The sequence below is a fragment of the Variovorax boronicumulans genome, from assembly GCF_009811375.1.
Taxonomy (GTDB): domain Bacteria; phylum Pseudomonadota; class Gammaproteobacteria; order Burkholderiales; family Burkholderiaceae_C; genus Variovorax; species Variovorax boronicumulans.
Genome location: NZ_BKDH01000003.1, coordinates 178,141 through 196,523, shown reverse-complemented (window position 1 = coordinate 196,523; position 18,383 = coordinate 178,141). Strand labels below are relative to the sequence as shown.

Annotated in this window: 11 protein-coding genes; 6 read left to right on the top strand and 5 right to left on the bottom strand. The window is 68.9% G+C overall.

Features of this window, described 5'->3' with window-relative positions:
* Positions 1-7 precede the first annotated feature (7 nt).
* The 5 genes from glgA to VHAB30_RS23565 form a co-directional block, all read right to left on the bottom strand.
* Positions 8-1,477: a glycogen synthase GlgA gene (gene glgA, locus VHAB30_RS23585; RefSeq protein WP_159278790.1), complete on the bottom strand. Its 1,470-nt coding sequence runs from the start codon at positions 1,475-1,477 to the stop codon at positions 8-10.
* An 8-nt stretch (positions 1,478-1,485) separates the two neighbouring features.
* Entirely contained in the window at positions 1,486-2,823 is a 1,338-nt protein-coding gene (gene glgC, locus VHAB30_RS23580) for a glucose-1-phosphate adenylyltransferase (protein ID WP_159278789.1), read from the bottom strand.
* Between the two features lie 88 nt (positions 2,824-2,911).
* On the bottom strand, positions 2,912-4,987 hold the full coding sequence (gene glgX / locus VHAB30_RS23575; RefSeq protein ID WP_159278788.1) for a glycogen debranching protein GlgX: 2,076 nt from the start codon (positions 4,985-4,987) through the stop codon (positions 2,912-2,914).
* 706 nt (positions 4,988-5,693) lie between these two features.
* On the bottom strand, positions 5,694-7,874 hold the full coding sequence (gene glgB, locus VHAB30_RS23570; protein ID WP_159278787.1) for a 1,4-alpha-glucan branching protein GlgB: 2,181 nt from the start codon (positions 7,872-7,874) through the stop codon (positions 5,694-5,696).
* A gap of 5 nt (positions 7,875-7,879) precedes the next feature.
* Positions 7,880-9,538, bottom strand: coding sequence for an alpha-amylase family glycosyl hydrolase (locus VHAB30_RS23565; RefSeq protein WP_159278786.1), 1,659 nt, complete (start codon positions 9,536-9,538; stop codon positions 7,880-7,882).
* A gap of 130 nt (positions 9,539-9,668) precedes the next feature.
* On the opposite strand from VHAB30_RS23565, the gene VHAB30_RS23560 reads away from it, so the two are divergent.
* The 6 genes from VHAB30_RS23560 to gshA all read left to right on the top strand — a co-directional run bounded on the left by VHAB30_RS23560 (position 9,669) and on the right by gshA (position 18,373).
* Positions 9,669-11,144 (top strand): flavin-containing monooxygenase, encoded by a 1,476-nt coding sequence (locus VHAB30_RS23560; RefSeq protein ID WP_159278785.1) that lies wholly within the window; start codon positions 9,669-9,671, stop codon positions 11,142-11,144.
* Between the two features lie 87 nt (positions 11,145-11,231).
* A complete protein-coding gene (gene leuS / locus VHAB30_RS23555) occupies positions 11,232-13,862 on the top strand; it encodes a leucine--tRNA ligase (protein WP_159278784.1) in 2,631 nt (876 codons plus the stop codon).
* Positions 13,863-13,897: 35 nt separating this feature from the next.
* Positions 13,898-14,419, top strand: coding sequence for an LPS-assembly lipoprotein LptE (locus tag VHAB30_RS23550; protein WP_062477729.1), 522 nt, complete (start codon positions 13,898-13,900; stop codon positions 14,417-14,419).
* 21 nt (positions 14,420-14,440) lie between these two features.
* Positions 14,441-15,511 (top strand): DNA polymerase III subunit delta, encoded by a 1,071-nt coding sequence (gene holA, locus VHAB30_RS23545; RefSeq protein WP_062477727.1) that lies wholly within the window; start codon positions 14,441-14,443, stop codon positions 15,509-15,511.
* A gap of 73 nt (positions 15,512-15,584) precedes the next feature.
* Positions 15,585-16,877: a glutamate-5-semialdehyde dehydrogenase gene (locus tag VHAB30_RS23540; protein ID WP_159278783.1), complete on the top strand. Its 1,293-nt coding sequence runs from the start codon at positions 15,585-15,587 to the stop codon at positions 16,875-16,877.
* A gap of 179 nt (positions 16,878-17,056) precedes the next feature.
* Positions 17,057-18,373: a glutamate--cysteine ligase gene (gshA, locus tag VHAB30_RS23535; RefSeq protein WP_062477724.1), complete on the top strand. Its 1,317-nt coding sequence runs from the start codon at positions 17,057-17,059 to the stop codon at positions 18,371-18,373.
* The last annotated feature ends 10 nt before the right edge of the window (positions 18,374-18,383 follow it).

Here is an 18,383-nt window from a genome sequence, read left to right as displayed (position 1 = left end):
GGGGGCTTCAGGCCAACGCCCGTTGGTACACATCGATGTACTGCGCCGCCGCCGTGCCCCAGTCGGCCGGGCGCCGCATGGCGTTGCCGCGCACGCGGCGCCAGTCGGCGGCGCGCTCGTACAGCGCGAAGGCGCGGCGCAGGGCGCGGTCGTAGTCGGCGTCCTCGAAGCGGTCGAACACGAAGCCGGTGGCGGCGCCGCTGGCCATGTCTTCCAGCGTGCAGTCGACGACGGTGTCGGCCAGCCCGCCGACGCGGCGCACCAGCGGCAGGCTGCCGTACTTCAGGCCGTACATCTGCGTGAGGCCGCAGGGCTCGAACAGCGAGGGCACGATCGTCACGTCGCCCGCGCCGAAGAGCTGGTGCGCCAGCGTCTCGTCGTAGCCGATGGTGACGCTCACCGAGGCGGGCGCCGCCGCCGCGCGCTGGCGGAAGGCTTCTTCAAGCCAGCCTTCGCCGCTGCCCAGCAGCGCGAGCTGGCCGCCCTGCGCGAGCAGCGTGTCGAGGCCGCCGAGCACGAGGTGCAGGCCCTTCTGTTCGGTGAGCCGGCTCACCACGATGAACAGCGGCGCGTCGGGGCGCTCGGCCAGCCCCAGCTGGCGCTGCAGCACCGACTTGCAACGCGCCTTGCCGGCCATGTGGCGGCCCTCGGGCGCCTGGTAGCCCTGCACCAGCGCGGCGTCGGTGGATGGGTTCCAGACCTGGTCGTCGACCGCGTTGAGGATGCCGCTGAGCACGTTGCTGCGCTGGCGCAGCAGGCCGTCGAGGCCGCAGCCCTGCTCGGGCGTCTGGATCTCGAGCGCGTAGGTCGGGCTCACGGTGGTGAGCTGGTCGGCGAAGTAGAGGCCACCCTTCATGAAGGAGATCTGGCCGTGGTACTCCAGCCCGTTCATGTGGAAGGCCGGCGCCGGCAGCCCGAGTTCGGCGAAGTGCCAGGGCGCGAAAACGCCCTGGTAGGCCAGGTTGTGCACCGTGAACACGCTGCCCGTGCGTGGCCCGCCCGCGCGCCGCACGAAGGCCAGGTAGGCGGGCGCGAGCGCCGCGTGCCAGTCGTGCGCGTGCACGATGTCGGGCCGCCAGCCAGGGTGGAGCCCCTGCGCGAGCTGCGCCGCCGCCCAGCCCAGCAGCGCGAAGCGCCGGTGGTTGTCGCTGTAAGGCTGGCGCGTGGTGTCTTCGTACGGATTGCCGGGCCGGTCGTAGAGCGCGGGCGCGTCGATCACGTAGGTGGGAATCGGCGGCGCGCCGGCGATGGCGACGTGCCCGGCGCGCAGGCCGAAGCGCTCGCCCCAGGGCGCGGCGAATTCGGCCACCGGCACCAGGTCACGCACGCCGGCCACGATGGCGGGAAAGCCCGGCAGCAGCGCGCGCGCCTCCTGCCCTGCGGCCATGAGCGCCAGGGGCAGGGCGCCGGCGATGTCCGCCAGGCCGCCGGTCTTCAGGAGGGGAAACAGCTCGGCGCTGACCTGGAGGATGCGCATGGTGTGGATCAGGAAGCGGCCGTGGGAACAGGGTCGGGCGCCAGCCGGCGCAGCATTTCGCGCGTGACCAGCACCACGCCCGTTTCCGTGCGCTCGAAGCGCGCGGCGTCGGCCTCGGCGTCTTCGCCGATCACCGTGTCGTCGGGGATCACGCAGGCGCGGTCGATCACCACGCGGTTGAGCCGGCAGCCGCGGCCCACTTCGACGTCGGGCAGCAGCACGGCCTCGTTGATCTCGCAGAAGGAGTGGATGCGCACGCCCGAGAACAGCACCGAGCTGCTCACCTTCGAGCCCGAGACGATGCAGCCGCCCGAGACGATGGTGTTGACCGTCATGCCGTGCTTGCCCTCGCGGTCGAGCACGAACTTGGCCGGCGGCAGCTGCCGCTGGTAGGTCCAGATGGGCCAGTCCGTGTCATAGATGTCGAGCTCCGGGGTGATCGAGGCCAGGTCGAGGTTGGCTGCCCAGAATGCATCAATCGTGCCCACGTCGCGCCAGTAGGCCTTGGCGTCGGGCCCGCGCGAGGCGCGCGTGACGCACGACATGCTGAACGGATGCGCCAGCGCGCGGCCCTCGGCCACGGCGCGCGGGATGATGTCCTTGCCGAAGTCGTGGCTCGAGTCGGGGTTGGCGTTGTCTTCCTCGAGCAGCCGGTACAGGTAGGCCGAGTCGAAGATGTAGATGCCCATGCTGGCCAGCGCCAGGTCGGGGTGGCCGGGCATGGCGGGCGGATCGGCCGGCTTCTCCAGGAAGCTGGTGATCTGCCGGCCGTCGTCCACTGCCATCACGCCGAAGGCCGTGGCCTCGTGGCGCGGCACCTCGATGCAGCCGACCGTGCAGCCCAGGCCGCGCTCGGCGTGGTCCTTGAGCATGATGGAGTAGTCCATCTTGTAGATGTGGTCGCCGGCCAGCACCACCACGTAGTCGTGCGGCGTGGAGCGGGTGCTGATGATGTCCAGGTTCTGGAACACCGCGTCGGCCGTGCCGCGGTACCAGTGCTCGTCGCCCATGCGCTGCTGCGCGGGCAGCACGTCGACCATCTCGTTGAGCTCGGCGCGCAGGAAGCTCCAGCCGCGCTGCAGGTGGCGCATGAGCGAGTGCGACTTGTACTGCGTGACCACCGCCATGCGCCGGATGCCGGAGTTCAGGCAGTTGGACAGCGCGAAGTCGATGATGCGGAACTTGCCGCCGAAGTACACGGCCGGCTTGGCGCGCCGGTCGGTGAGCTGCTTGAGGCGGGAGCCCCGGCCGCCGGCCAGCACCAGCGCGATGGTGCGGCGGACCAGTTGATGGGCCTGCAGGGGCGCCTGCGGGGCTTGTGCGCCCTGGGTGTTGAGCTTGTCCATCTGTGTCTCCGTTCGTTCGTTCGCTTGTTGAATTCGTCGTCGTCAGAGTGTCCGCACCGAGTCTGGCACTGCGCCGTGGGCTTGGCTCCTACGTTCTTGCAAGCCAGAGGCTCGAATCCGGCACCTGCGCTGTGCGGCCCAGCGGGCGGGGCGCGGCGCGCAGGGCGTCGGGGTCTTCGGCATCGGTGGCCAGGCAGCAGCGCCAGTCGCCATTCGGCAACGTGAAGGTGACAGGGCCCGGGCCCGCATTCACCAGCACCAGCCAGGCGTCCTCGGCATGTCCGAACAGGATCGCAAGTGCCGTGCCTGCGTGCCAGTTGGCCGGTGCCATCGGCTGGCCGTCGGGGCGCAGCCAGCGCAGGCCCGGGGGGGCGTCGACCGGCGATTCGGCCGGCCACCAATGCGCGCTGCGCAGCGCCGGCGCCTCGCGCCGCAGGGCGGTGAGCCGCGCGACGAACGCAGTTAGCCGGGCGCGTTCGCTGGACGGGTCAGACAGCCCGATCCAGCCGAGCCAGGTGGTCTCGTTGTCCTGGCAGTAGGCGTTGTTGTTGCCGCCCTGGCTGTGGCCGAGCTCGTCGCCGGCCAGCAGCATCGGCGTGCCCTGGGACAGCAGCAGCGTGGCGAGCAGCGTGCGTTGCAGGCGCGCGCGCATCGCGCGCACGGCGGGGTCGTCGCTCGGGCCTTCGACGCCGCAGTTGGTGCTCAGGTTGTGGGCGTGGCCGTCGCGGTTGTCTTCGCCGTTGGCGAGGTTGTGGCGCCGTTCGTAGCTCACGAGGTCGCGCAGCGTGAAGCCGTCGTGCGCGGTGATGAAGTTGACGCTCGCGGTCGGTGCGCGGCCATCGTGCGCGAAGCTCGCGCTGGACGCGGTGAAGCGGTGCGCGAAGTCACCCAGGCCGGCGGCGCCCTCGCGCCCCTGGCGCAGCCAGAAGCCGCGTTGCGTGTCGCGGAAGCGGTCGTTCCATTCGAGCCAGCCGGGCGGGAACTCGCCGAGCCGGTAGCCGCCGGGGCCGAGGTCCCAGGGCTCGGCGATGCGCAGCGTGCGTGACAGCACCGGGTCTTGCGCCATCGCCGCGAAGAAGGGCGCGCGCGCATCGAAGCCGCGCTGTGCGTCGCGGCCCAGCACCGGGGCGAGGTCGAAGCGGAAGCCGTCGACGCCCATCTCGCAGGCCCAGAAGCGCAGGCTGTCCATCACGAGTTGCAGCACGCGCGGCTCGCCGAGGTTCAGGCAGTTGCCCGTGCCGGCCCAGTTCTCGTACAGGGCGCGGTCGTCCGGGCGCAGGTGGTAGTACAGGGCGTTGTCGATGCCGCGCAGCGAGAGCGTGGGGCCGAGCTCGTCGCTTTCGGCGCTGTGGTTGTAGACCACGTCGATCACCAGCTCCATGCCGCGCGCATGCACCGCATCGGCCATGGCGCGGAACTCGCTGGCGGGCGTGGTGCCGGGGCGGCCGCTCCAGAAGCGCGCCTCGGGGGCGAACCAGCCGATGGTGTTGTAGCCCCAGTGGTTGGTCAGGCCCTTGGCGAGCAGGCGCTGTTCGTCGGCGCGGTGCTGCACGGGCATGAGGCTGAGGGTGGTGATGCCCAGGCGTTGCAGGTGGTCGAGGATGGCGGGTTCTGCGAGGCCCGCGTAGGTGCCTCTGAGCGGTTCGGGCACGCCGGGGTGCTGGTGGGTGAGGCTGCGGATGTGGAGTTCGTAGAGGACGCGGTCTGTGGGGGGGATGTGGGCCTGACCCGTTGTTTTGGGTGTGTTGCTGGGGGCTGTGACGCGGGCTTTGAGTGCGATCGAGCCGTTATCTCTGTGGTCGCGTTGGGTTGGGTCTGTTGGGGTGTGGCCCAGGAAGAGGTCGCTGCCGTTGTAGTGGCCGAGGATTTCTCGGGCGTAAGGGTCGAGGAGGAGCTTGGCTGGGTTGAAGCGCTTGCCCTCTTGGGGGGACCAGGGGCCGTGGACTCGGTAGCCGTAGATCAGGCCTGTTCTTGCGTTGGGAAGCAGGCCGTGCCAAATGCCGTCTGTGCACTCTGGGAGCGGTAGGCGCTGTTGCTCGCTCTTGCCTGTACTGTCGAAGAGGCAGAGTTCTACTTTGCTGGCTGATGGCGCTGTGAGGGCGAAGTTGACGCCTTGCTGCGTGAGTGTTGCGCCTAGGGGGTGGGGGTGGCCTGGGCTCAGCATGCTTTGAACCCCTGGCGGCTTTTGCTTCCCGAGGCCGGGACTCGCCCCGGCGGGCGACTCACTTTCTTTGCTTCGCCAAAGAAAGTAAGCAAAGAAAGGCGACCCCACTGTCTGCGACCCTCCGCTTCGCTACGGGCAACCTGCGGTGCTCGCGTTTCGCGGGGTCTCGCAGAACTCGCTTCGCTCAAACAGCTGCGAGCCCTGATCCGCGAAACGCTGCGCTCCTCGGCGCAGCCAGAGGGGCTTTGATACCGGGCGGGCCGTCGCTTCGCTCGGCCCGGCAGTTGCCGACAGCCAAATCCTGTGTTCGTGCTCGGGTTGGTGCTCGTAAGCACATCTGCATTCGCGCCTGCGCCTGCGTTCGCGCTCCAACTAACGCCGCTACCAATCCCAGCCGCAGCAGGCGCGCAGCGCCTGCTGCGGCCCACTGGCCGAGCGAAGCGATGGCCCGTTGGTATCCAAAGCCCTTCTGTATGCGCCGAGGAGCGCAGCGTTTCGCGGATCAGGGCTCGCCCTTGTTTGAGCGAAGCGAGTTTGGGCGAGACCCCGCGAAACGCGAGCACCGCAGGTTGCCCGAAGCGAAGCGTAGGGACGCAGACAGCAGGGTCGCCTTTCTTTTGCCTACGTTTCTTTGGCGAAGCAAAGAAAAGTAGGTCGCCTGCCGGGGCGAGACCCGGCCTCGGGAAAAAAGACGATTCCAGGCCTATCAAGCCAACACCCACATCACGGTAGCGAGCGGCGGCACGCTGACCGAAATCGAATCCGCTTTCCCATGCCAGGCGGTGGGAGCGCTCTCGACAATCCCGTTTCCCACGCCGCTGCCGCCATACACCGAACCATCGGTGTTGATGATTTCGCGATAAGCCCCCGCGACAGGAACGCCAAGCCGATACGCATGCCGAGGCAACGGCGTGAAGTTGCAAGCCACCACCACAAACGTCCCATCCCGAGCCCGCCGAACAAACGCAAACACCGACTGCGCCACATCGTCATGCACCAGCCACTCGAACCCCGAACCCTCGTGGTCCAGCTCATGCAAAGCAGGAAAGTGCCGATACACGTTGTTCAGATCGCGCACCAACCGCCGCACCCCTTGATGCCCCGCATGCTCGAGCAAGTGCCAGTCCAGCCCGCGATCCGCATTCCACTCCGCGTACTGCGCAAACTCCCCGCCCATGAACAGCAGCTTCTTCCCCGGATAAGCCCAGAGGTACCCATACAGGTTGCGCAACCCCGCAAACTTCTGCCATTCGTCCCCAGGCATGCGCCCGATCATCGACCCCTTGCCGTGCACCACTTCGTCATGCGACAGCGGCAACACGAAGTTCTCGCTGTGCGCGTACATCAGCCCGAAGGTGATCTGCTGGTGATGGTGCTTGCGATAGACCGGATCGGTCCCGGCATACGCCAACGTGTCGTTCATCCACCCCATGTTCCACTTGTAGTGAAACCCCAGCCCGCCGTCTTCCGGCGGCCGCGTCACGCCCGGAAAGCTCGTCGACTCTTCCGCGATGGTCACAGCCCCCGGACGCTCCACGCCCACCACGTGGTTCATGCGGCGCAGGAAATCGATGGCCTCCAGGTTCTCGCGCCCGCCCTGCGCATTCGGCACCCACTCGCCGGCCTTGCGGCTGTAGTCGCGGTACAGCATCGACGCCACCGCATCCACGCGCAGGCCGTCCACGCCGTAGCGCTCCAGCCAGTACAGCGCATTGCCGACGAGGTAGTTGCGCACCTCCGTGCGGGCGTAGTTGAAGATCAGCGTCTGCCAGTCGTTGTGGAAACCCTCGCGCGGGTCGGCGTACTCGTACAGCGCGGTGCCGTCGAAGTTGCCCAGGCCGTGCGCGTCGGTCGGGAAGTGCGCGGGCACCCAGTCGAGGATCACGCCCAGCCCCGCGGCATGCGCGGCTTCGACGAAATGGCGGAAGTCGCCGGGCGTGCCGAAGCGCGAGGTCGGCGCATACAGGCCGATGGGTTGGTAGCCCCACGAGCCGTCGAAGGGGTGCTCGGTGATGGGCAACAGCTCGATGTGCGTGAAGCCCATGTCGCGCACATAGGGCACGAGCGTGTCGGCCAGCTCGCGGTAGTCCAGCCATTCCTGGCCGTGGTGCTTGCGGCGCCACGAGCCCAGGTGCACTTCATAGATGCTGATCGGCGCCTGGTGCGCGTTGGCCTCGGCGCGCCCGGCGGGCATCGGCACGGGCGCGGGCAGCGGCGCCACGACGCAGGCGGTGCCAGGGCGCAGCTGCGACGAGAACGCGAAGGGGTCGGCCTTGCGCAGCACCTCGCCGCGCGACGACAGGATCTCGAACTCGTAGCTGTCGCCGGTCGCCACGTGCGGCGCGAAGATCTCCCACACGCCGCACTCGCGGCGCAGCCGCATCATGTGGCGCCGGCCGTCCCAGTTGTTGAAGTCGCCGACCACCGACACGCGCCGCGCATTCGGCGCCCACACGGCAAAGGCCACGCCCTTCACGCCGTCGATCTCGCGCAGGTGCGCGCCCAGCCGCTCCCACGGCCGCAGGTGCGTGCCTTCGGCCAGCAGCCACACGTCGGTCTCGCCGAGCACGAACGGAAAGCGGTAGGGGTCTTCGAGCCGCGAGGCGTGCCCGGTCTCCCAGTCGACCTGGAACGAGTAGCCCATGCGCGCCTCGGCCGCGGGCACGAGGCCGCTGAACAGGTCGGAGCCTTCGTGCCGCGCAAGGATCGACAGCGGCCAGCCGGTGCGCGAATGCACCACGGCCACCTGCCGCGCGCCGGGCATCAGCGCGCGCACCTCGAGGCCGTCGGCGGTCTCGTGGGGGCCGAGCACGGCGAACGGATCGCCATGCTCGGCGCGCATCAGCGCCTGGATGTCGGCAGCTTGGAGAAAAGGAGAAGGTGGCATGGGGTTCAGCGTCCTCCTGCTTCGGCAGGCGTGCCGAAGCACACGCCATAAGGCGCCAATGTCAGCAGGGGCTTTGGATCGGCGGTGACGGTCGCGGTCGGCGCGAGCGGGTGGCCGGCCAGCGGCACCAGCGGCTCGGGCAACGGAATCGACACCGGTTCGCTCCCGGTGTTGAAGATCGCATGCAGCACCGCGTCGCCGTCGCTTCGCACGATGTGCAGCAGCGGCGCGGGCGCATCGACGAACGCCAGCGCGCCCGTGCGCAGCAGCGGCTGGGTGTGCCGCCAGTGCAGCAGCGCGCGGCTGAAGGCGAGCATCGAGCCGGGGTCGGCCTCCTGCAGTTCGACGGCCAGCGGCAGGTGGGCGCCGTCCACCGGCAGCCAGGGCGTGCCGGTGCTGAAGCCGGCGTTGGGCGCCTGGGCGGTCCAGGGTATCGGCGTGCGGCAGCCGTCGCGGCCCTTGAACTCGGGCCAGAAGGCGCGGCCGTAGGGGTCTTGCAGCAGTTCGAAGGGCACGTCGGCCTCGGGCAGGCCCAGCTCTTCGCCCTGGTAGAGGCTGGCGCTGCCGCGCAGCGCCAGCAGCAGCGCGAGCCAGAGCCGGTCGCGGCGCGTGTCGGGCGCGGCGCCGTCGCTCCAGCGCGTGGCGACGCGCGGCACGTCGTGGTTCGACACCGCCCAGCAGCCCCAGCCGTTCGTCACGGCCAGTGCGGCGTCGAGCGACTCGACCTGGTGGCGCAGGTGCTTCGGGCTGTGGTCGGCGGTGAGCAGGCTGAAGCTGTAGGCCAGGTGCAGGCGCTTGCCGAGTTCGGTGTACTGCGCCATGACCGGGGGCGCGTTCTCGTCGCCGACCTCGCCCAGCGCGACCGCGCCGTAGCCGTCGAGCAGCCGGCGCAGGCGCTCCAGGAACACGAGGTTCTCGGGCTGGCTCTTGTCGTACAGGTGGACCTGCATCGCATACGGGTTGTCGGCGCGCACGGTGCTGACCTCGCCCATCGATTCGACCGTGGCGGGCGGGTTGTCGCGCAGCAGCGCGTCGTGGAACTGGTGGTTGCAGGCGTCGAAGCGAAAGCCGTCCACGCCGCGCTCGCACCAGAAGCGCACCTCGCCGAGCAGCGCGTCCTGGACTTCGGGGCAATGGAAGTTGAGATCGGGCTGCTCGGCGAGAAAGCTGTGCAGGTAGTACTGCCGCCGGCGCGAGTCCCACTGCCAGGCCGAGCCGCCGAAGACCGAGAGCCAGTTGGTGGGCGGCGTGCCGTCGGGCTTCGGGTCGGCCCAGACGTACCAGTCGGCCTTCGGGTTGTCGCGCGAGCTGCGGCTTTCGGCGAACCAGGCGTGCTGGTCGGAGGTGTGCGAGAGCACCTGGTCGATGATGAGCTTCAGGCCCAGCGCGTGCATGCGCGCGCGCATGGCGTCGAAGTCGGCCAGCGTGCCGAACAGCGGATCGACGGCGCGGTAGTCGGCCACGTCGTAGCCGAAGTCTTTCATGGGGGAGCGGAAGAAGGGCGAGACCCAGACCGCGTCGACGCCCAGGCGGGCGACGTGGTCGAGCTTCGACGTGATGCCGGGCAGGTCGCCGACGCCGTCGCCGTTGCTGTCCATGAAGCTGCGCGGGTAGATCTGGTAGATCACCGCGCCCCGCCACCATTCGCCGTTGCTGCCGCTCATGCCTGCCCCTGTGGTCGAAATTCATTGTGGCATGCGAAATCCGGGCCAGCGGTACGCTGTGGCAGGCGGGCGCCCCGCGGAAGTGGGTAAATTCAGCAGGGCGGGGCGCTGCCGCCCCGACCCCCGACCGATGACCACCGACGACACCGCTTTCGCCCCCTCCGCCCCACCCATCGGCCTTGCCGCGCTCGAACGCCGGCTCGCCCAGGACCTCGACTACCTCGGCTGGCCTGCCCGCGCCTGGGTGCCGCCGCGCCAGGTCGACGGCGAACCCGTGCTCGACGTGGCCATCATCGGCGGCGGCCAGGCCGGGCTGGCCGCGGCGGGCGCGCTGGCGCAACAAGGCATCCGCGCGGTGGTCTTCGACCGCGCGCCGGCCGGGCGCGAAGGCCCCTGGGCCACCACGGCGCGCATGGAAACCCTGCGCTCGCCCAAGGAGCTCACGGGCCCGGCGCTGGGGCTGCCCTCGCTGACCTTCCGCGCCTGGTTCGAGGCCCAGCTCGGCACAGAGGCCTGGGCCGCGATGGACAAGATCCCGCGCCTGCAGTGGATGGACTACCTGGTCTGGTACCGCCGCGTGATGGGCGTGGATGTGCGCAACGACACCGCTGTTACGGGCTTGCAACCGCTGCCCGACGCCAGCGCCGTGCGCCTGGACCTGCGCACGCCGGGCGGCGAACGCCGCGTGCTGGCGCGCCGCGTCGTGCTGGCCACCGGCCGCGACGGCCTGGGCGGCCCGGCCGTGCCCGCCTTTGTCGACGGCCTGCCGCGCGCGGCATGGGCGCATTCCTCCGACGAGATGGACTACGGGCGCCTGAGGGGCCTGCGCGTGGGCGTGGTCGGCGCGGGCTCCTCGGCGATGGACAGCGCCGCCACCGCGCTCGAAGCCGGCGCGCACAGCGTCGAGCTGCTGATCCGCCGGCCCGACCTGCCGCGCGTCAACAAGGGCAAGGGCGCTGGCGTGCCGGGGCTCACGCAGGGGCACTACGACCTGCCCGACGAACTGAAGTGGCGCATCCGCCACTACATCAACGTGCTGAATGTGCCGCCGCCGCATGGCAGCACGCTGCGGGTGTCGCGGCACGCCAATGCCTTCTTCAACTTCGGCTGCCCCATCCTGGCCGTGGCGCCGCAGGGCGAGGCGCTGCGTGTCACCACGCCCAAGGGCGACTTCGCGTTCGACTTCTTGATTGTGTCGACCGGTTTCCAGGTCGACTGGGCCGCCCGCCCCGAATTCGCGGGCATCGCCGCCCACATCCGCATCTGGAAAGACCGTTTCACGCCCGCGCCCGGCGACGAAGACCGCGAACTGGCCGATTCGCCCGACCTCGGGCCGGCCTTCGAATTCCAGGAAAACGCGCCCGGCGCCTGCCCGGGGCTGGATCGCATCCACTGCTTCTGCTACCCGGCGGCGCTGTCGCACGGCACGGTGTCGGGCGACATTCCGGCCATCAGCGACGGCGCGCGGCGCCTGGCGGCGGGGCTTGCCAGCCTGTTCTACCGGGAAGACGCGGCCCACCACTGGGCGAATCTGGAGGCCTACAGCGAGCCGGAACTGTTCGGCGACGAGTGGACGCCCGCCCCGCCGCCGCAGGAAAGGGCCTGATTCCGGCATGGGGCCCGGGGGACGATCACGCACGGCGCGATAATCCGCCTTCCCGGCCGCCGTCGAGCCGGGCCCTGCCGAGATGTCATGAACCCCAGCTACAAACCCAGCGACGTCGAGTCCGCTGCCCAGGCGCAATGGCGCGCCGCCGATGTCTACCGTGTCACCGAGGACGCGAGCCGCAAGAAGTACTACGCCTGCTCGATGCTGCCGTACCCGAGCGGCAAGCTGCACATGGGCCACGTGCGCAACTACACGATCAACGACATGCTCACGCGCTACCTGCGCATGAGCGGCTACAACGTGCTGATGCCCATGGGCTGGGACGCCTTCGGCCTGCCGGCCGAGAACGCGGCGCTGAAGAACGGCGTGCCGCCGGCCAAGTGGACCTACGAGAACATCGCCTACATGAAGGGCCAGCTCCAGGCCATGGGCCTGGCGATCGACTGGAGCCGCGAGATCGCCACCTGCGATCCGAGCTACTACAAGTGGAACCAGTGGCTGTTCCTGAAGATGCTCGAAAAGGGCATCGCCTACCGCAAGACCCAGGTCGTGAATTGGGACCCGGTCGACCAGACCGTGCTGGCCAACGAGCAGGTGATCGATGGCAAGGGCTGGCGCACCGGCGCCACGGTCGAGCGCCGCGAGATCCCCGGCTACTACCTGAAGATCAGCGACTACGCCGAAGAACTGCTCGAGCACACCCAGCACAAGCTGCCGGGCTGGCCCGAGCGCGTCAAGCTCATGCAGGAAAACTGGATCGGCAAGAGCGAAGGCTTGCGCTTCGCGTTCACGCATGACATCCGGGACGCGAGCGGCAAGCTCATCCAGGACGGCCGCATGTACGTGTTCACCACGCGTGCCGACACCATCATGGGCGTTACCTTCTGCGCCGTCGCGCCCGAGCACCCGCTCGCCGCGCACGCCGCCACGCTCGATCCCAAGGTCGCGGCCTTCATCGAGGAATGCAAGGGTGGCGGCACGACCGAAGCCGAGCTCGCCACGCAGGAGAAGAAGGGCGTGCCCACGGGCCTGACCGTGAAGCACCCGATCACCGAGGAGCAGGTGCCGGTGTGGGTGGGCAACTACGTGCTCATCGGCTACGGCGACGGCGCCGTGATGGGCGTGCCCGCGCACGACGAGCGCGACTTCGCCTTCGCCAACAAGTACGGCATCGAGATCATCCAGGTCGTGCTGGTCGACGACGAGCCGCACTTCGACTATCACAAGTGGCAGGACTGGTACGGCGACAAGCAGCGCGGCGTGACCATCAACTCCGACAACTTCAGCGGCATGACCTACAAGGAGGCTGTGGCCGCCGTGGCGCATGCGCTGGGCCAGAAGGACCTGGGCGAGCTGCAGACCACCTGGCGCCTGCGCGACTGGGGCGTGAGCCGCCAGCGCTACTGGGGCACGCCGATCCCGATCATCCATTGCGAAGAACACGGCGCGGTGCCGGTCCCTGAAAAGGACCTGCCCGTGGTGCTGCCGACCGACTGCGTGCCCGACGGCTCGGGCAACCCGCTGGCCAAGCACGAAGGCTTCCACGCCGGCGTGACCTGCCCGGTGTGCGGCAAGGCCGCGCGGCGCGAGACCGACACGATGGACACTTTCGTCGATTCGTCGTGGTACTTCATGCGCTACTGCGACCCGACCAACGACAAGGCCATGGTCGCCGAGGGCGCCGACTACTGGATGCCGATGGACCAGTACATCGGCGGCATCGAGCACGCGATCCTGCATTTGCTGTACGCGCGCTTCTGGACCAAGGTCATGCGCGACCTGGGCCTGGTGAAGGCCGACGAGCCCTTCGCCAAGCTGCTCACGCAGGGCATGGTGCTCAACCACATCTTCTACAAGCGCAACGAGAAGGGCGGCAAGGACTACTTCCCGCCGCTCGAAGTCACGGCGGTGCTCGACGCGCAGGGCCGCATCACTGGCGGCACGCTGGCCGACGGCACCAAGGTCGAGTACGGCGGCGTGGGCAAGATGGGCAAGAGCGAACGCAACGGCGTCGATCCGCAGGACCTGATCGAGAAGTACGGCGCCGACACCGCGCGCCTGTACACCATGTTCACTGCGCCGCCCGAAGCCACGCTCGAGTGGAACGACGCGGCAGTCGAAGGCAGCTACCGCTTCCTGCGCCGCGTGTGGAACTACGGCGTGGCCCAGGCCGACGTGGCGCCGGTGGCGCTCGCCGGCCAGAGCTTCGGCAAGCCCGCCCAGGCCCTGCGCCGCGAGGTGCACACCGTGCTGCGCCAGATCGACTACGACTACCAGCGCATGCAATACAACACGGTGGTGTCGGGCGCGATGAAGCTGCTCAACGCGCTCGAGGGCTTCAAGTCCGACGGCAGCGCGGGCGACGCGGCCGCCGCGCGCGAGGGCTTCGGCATCCTGCTGCGCTGCCTGTACCCGGCCACGCCGCACATCGCGCACCAGCTGTGGCAGCAACTCGGCTACGACAAGGCATCGGGCGACCTGCTCGACGCCCCCTGGCCCGTGGTCGACGTGGCCGCGCTGGCGCAGGACGAGGTCGAGCTCATGCTGCAGGTCAACGGCAAGCTGCGCGGCAAGCTGCTGGTGCCCGCCGGTGCCTCGAAGGACGAGATCGAGCGGCTGGCGCTCGCCTGCGACGACTTCGTCAACTTCGCCGAAGGCGCGCCGCCCAAGCGCGTGATCGTGGTGCCCGGGCGCCTGGTCAACGTGGTCATCTGAACCCGACACTGCAGAACGACGGAAACGACAGACGCATGAACATTCGCAATGCCTCGCAGCCGCGCCGCGGCTTTCTCCTGGGCCTCGGCGTGGCAGGCGCTTCGCTGGCCCTGTCCGGCTGCGGCTTCGCGCTGCGCAAGGCGCCGAACTTCGCGTTCAAGACGCTGTCGCTCGAAGGCAATACGGCGCTCATCAACCAGCTGCGGCGCGAGCTGCGCGCGGCCGGCAACGTGACGCTGGTGCCCAAGGAAGAGGCCAGCACCGCCGACGCCGTGCTGGTCGTGCTGGGCGAGGACCGCGACCGCTTCGTGATCTCGACCAACTCCGCCGGCCTGCTGCGCGAGCTGCAGCTGCGCCTGCGCGTGCGCTTCAGCCTGCGCACGCCGGGCGGCAAGGAATTGCTGCCCGCGTCCGAGGTCTCGCAGACGCGCGACCTGAGCTTCAACGAAACCAACGCGCTGGCCAAGGAAGGCGAGGCCGACCTGCTGTTCCGCGACATGCAGGCCGACATCGCGCAGCAGCTGATGCGCCGGCTGGCCGCGGTGCAGTCCCTGTAAGCGTCGCTTCCGTTTTTTTCAATGCAACTTGCCAGTGCCCAGCTCGGCGCCCATCTGCAAAAGGGCCTGAAGCCGCTTTACACGATCCACGGCGACGAGCCGCTGCTCGCGCAGGAGGCCGCCGACGCCATCCGCGCTGCCGCGCGCGCCCAGGGCCACACCGAGCGCAGCTCGTACACCGTGGCCGGCGCGCACTTCGACTGGAGCGCGGTGCTGGCGGCCGGGGGCTCGCTCTCGCTGTTCGCCGACAAGCAGATCGTCGAGATCCGCATTCCCTCGGGCAAGCCCGGCAAGGACGGCAGCGTCGCGCTGCAGCAGCTGGCCGAGGGCGCGCCCGGCAACGACAGCACGCTCACGCTGGTGATGCTGCCGCGCCTGGACAAGGCCACGCGCACCGGCGCGTGGTTCTCGGCGCTGGAGAACAACGGCGTGAGCATCCAGGTCGACCCGATTGAGCGGGCCGCGCTGCCGCAATGGATCGCGCAGCGCCTGGGGCTGCAGAACCAGCGCGTGATGCCCGGCGACGAAGGCCAGCGCACGCTGCAGTTCTTTGCCGACCGCGTCGAAGGCAATCTGCTCGCCGCGCACCAGGAAATCCAGAAGCTCGCGCTGCTGCACCCGGCCGGCGAGCTGAGCTGGGAACAGGTCGAGGGCGCCGTCAACAACGTGGCGCGCTACGACGTGTTCAAGCTCTCCGAGGCCGTGCTGGCCGGCAACCCGCAGCGCGTGGCGCGCATGCTCGACGGCCTGCAGGCCGAGGGCGAGGCCGAGGTGCTGGTGCACTACACGATCGCCGAGGACATCCGCGCCCTCAAGCGCGTGAAGGACGCCATGGCCGCCGGCCGCCCGCTGCCGATGGCGCTGCGCGAGAACCGCATCTGGGGCCCGCGCGAGCGCGCCTTCGAGCGCGTGCTGCCGCGCCTGGACGACCGCATGCTGACCCGGCTGCTGCGCGCGGCCCACCTGGTCGACGGCATCTGCAAGGGCCTGAAGCAGCCCGACTGGCCCGCCAGCGGCTGGCAGGCGCTGCAGCGGCTGGCGCTGATGCTGTGCCGCGCCTGCAGCACGGCCGCGGCGCCGCGCCGGGCCTGACGCGCCCGCCGTCGATCGCCATCAAAAGGCCCGCGTCAGCCGGGCCGAAGGTCCGCGTGGGAAAATGCGCGCCATGAACGCGTTCAACGTCAGCGAGCACATGCAGGCCCTCGGTCTGCAAGCCAAAGCCGCTGCATTCCTCATGGCCCGTGCGGATGCAGCTACCAAAAACAGAGCATTGAAGGCGCTGGCCCGGCGCCTGCGCGAAGCCGGCCCCGCGCTGGCCGTCGCCAATCAAAAGGACCTGGAGCGCGCCACGGCCGCCGGCCTGTCGGCCCCGATGGTCGACCGGCTCAAGCTCACGCCCAAGGTCCTGGAGACCGTGGCCGAGGGCTGCGAGCAGCTGGCCGGCATGGCCGACGTGATCGGCGAGATCATCGGCATGAAGCAGCAGCCCAGCGGCATCCGCGTGGGTCAGATGCGCGTGCCGATCGGCGTCTTCGGCATGATCTACGAGAGCCGCCCCAACGTGACCATCGAGGCCGCGAGCCTGGCGATCAAGAGCGGCAACGCGGCCATCCTGCGCGGCGGCTCCGAGGCCATCGAGTCGAACAAGGCGCTGGCGCTCCTGGTGTCCGAGGCGCTGGCCGAAGCCGGCCTGCCGGTCGATGCGGTGCAGCTGGTGCAGACCACCGACCGCGAGGCCGTGGGCCAGCTGATCGCCATGCCCGAATTCGTCGACGTGATCATTCCGCGCGGCGGCAAGGGCCTGATCGAGCGCATCAGCCGCGACGCCAAGGTGCCCGTCATCAAGCACCTGGACGGCAACTGCCACGTCTACGTGGACGACACGGCCGAGTTCGACATGGCGCTGCGCATCGTCGACAACGCCAAGACCCAGAAGTACAGCCCCTGCAACGCCGCCGAAGGCCTGCTGGTGGCGGCCTCGGTGGCCGACCACTTCCTGCCCGAGATCGCCGCCATCTTCGCCGCCAAGGGCGTCGAGATGCGCTGCGACCCGGCCGCCGCCGCGATCCTGCGCGCCAGCGAGGCGCACCATCCGCAGGCCAAGGTGATCGATGCGGTCGAGTCCGACTGGTCCGAGGAGTACCTGGCCGCCGTCATCAGCATCAAGGTGGTGGCGGGGCTGGACGAGGCCATTGCGCACATCAACCGCTACTCGAGCCACCACACCGACGCCATCGTCACGCGCGACCACATCAACGCCCAGCGCTTCCTGCGCGAGGTCGATTCGGCCAGTGTGATGGTGAATGCGAGCACGCGCTTCGCGGACGGTTTCGAGTACGGGCTGGGCGCCGAAATCGGCATCAGCACCGACAAGTTCCACGCGCGCGGCCCGGTCGGCATCGAAGGCCTGACCTCGCTCAAGTACGTGGTGCTGGGGCAGGGCGAAGTCCGCGGTTAATCGGGGTCCGAAAGGCCGGGGCCATCGGGCCGGCGGCGCGGCCCGTGCCGCGGTGTTCTTGCAACGTGTGTTGTGGATTGGGGTGCTTTGTTCTCTTTGGCTGCTTGTCATCGGGCGCGCCATCCCCAAATCCTACAATTCCACTCCACCTTTAAGCACAAAACCAACAAGGCCGCTGCATGGTTCCGCATCTCGTCACTGCCCTGACCGGCCCGATCAACGAACTGGAGCAGCGGGTGCTCGACTCGATGCCCGCCATCGAGCGCTGGTTCCGCCTCGAGTGGATGGAGCACACGCCGCCGTTCTACAGCGCCGTCGACATCCGCAACGCGGGCTTCAAGCTGGCTCCGGTCGACACCAACCTGTTCCCGGGCGGCTGGAACAACCTCACCAAGGAAATGCTGCCGCTGGCGGTGCAGGCCGCGCAGGCGGCCATCGAGAAGATCTGTCCGGAGGCGCGCAACCTGCTCGTCATTCCTGAAAACCACTCGAAAAACACCTTTTATCTCGCCAACGTCGCGCAACTGGTGCGCATCTTCCACATGGCGGGCCTCAATGTGCGCATCGGCTCGATCGATCCGGCCATCAAGTCGCCCAAGAAGATCGAACTGCCCAATGGCGAGACCGTGACGCTCGAACCGGTGGTGCGTTCCAAGCGCCGCCTGGGCCTGAAGAACTTCGATCCCTGCACAATTTTGCTCAACAACGAGCTTTCTGCGGGAACGCCCGGCATCCTCGAAGACTTGCATGAGCAGTACCTGCTGCCGCCGCTGCACGCGGGCTGGTCGGTGCGCCGCAAGAGCAACCACCTGCACAGCTACGAAGAGCTGTGCAAGCGCTTCGGCAAGCTGCTGGGCATCGATCCCTGGCTGATCAACCCGATCTACGCGCGCGCCGAAGGCGTCGACGTGGCCGAGGGCCGCGGCATCGACGTGCTCACCAGCCATGTCGACGCGGTGCTCACCAAGGTGCGCCGCAAGTACAAGGAATACGGCATCAACGAGAAGCCCTTCGTGGTCGTCAAGGGCGGCCACAGCGGCAGCGGCAGCCCCGGCGTCGTGACCGTGCGCGATGCCAAGGAGGTCGAGGCGCTGATCGGCAAGTCGCGCACCGCCACCTCGTCGCCCGCCAAGACCAGCGCCGGGCGCGACCTGCGCGAGCCCACCGAGCTGATCGTGCAGGAAGGCGTGCTCACCAACGAGCGCGTGCACAACGGCGTGGCCGAGCCGGTCGTCTACATGATGGACCGCTACGTGGTGGGCGGCTTCTACCGCGTGCACGCCGAGCGCGCCGCCGACGAGAACCTCAAGCAGCCGGGCGCCAGCTACGTGCCGCTGGCCTTCTCGGAAAGCGCGCAACTGCCGCAGCCGGGTGCCAAGCCCGGTGCCAGCGCCCCCAACCGTTTTTACATGTATGGCGTGGTGGGGCGCCTGGCCATGGTCGCGGCCAGTTACGAGATGGAAGCGACCGATCCGGACGCCGAAATCTACGAATGAGCGGCGGGGG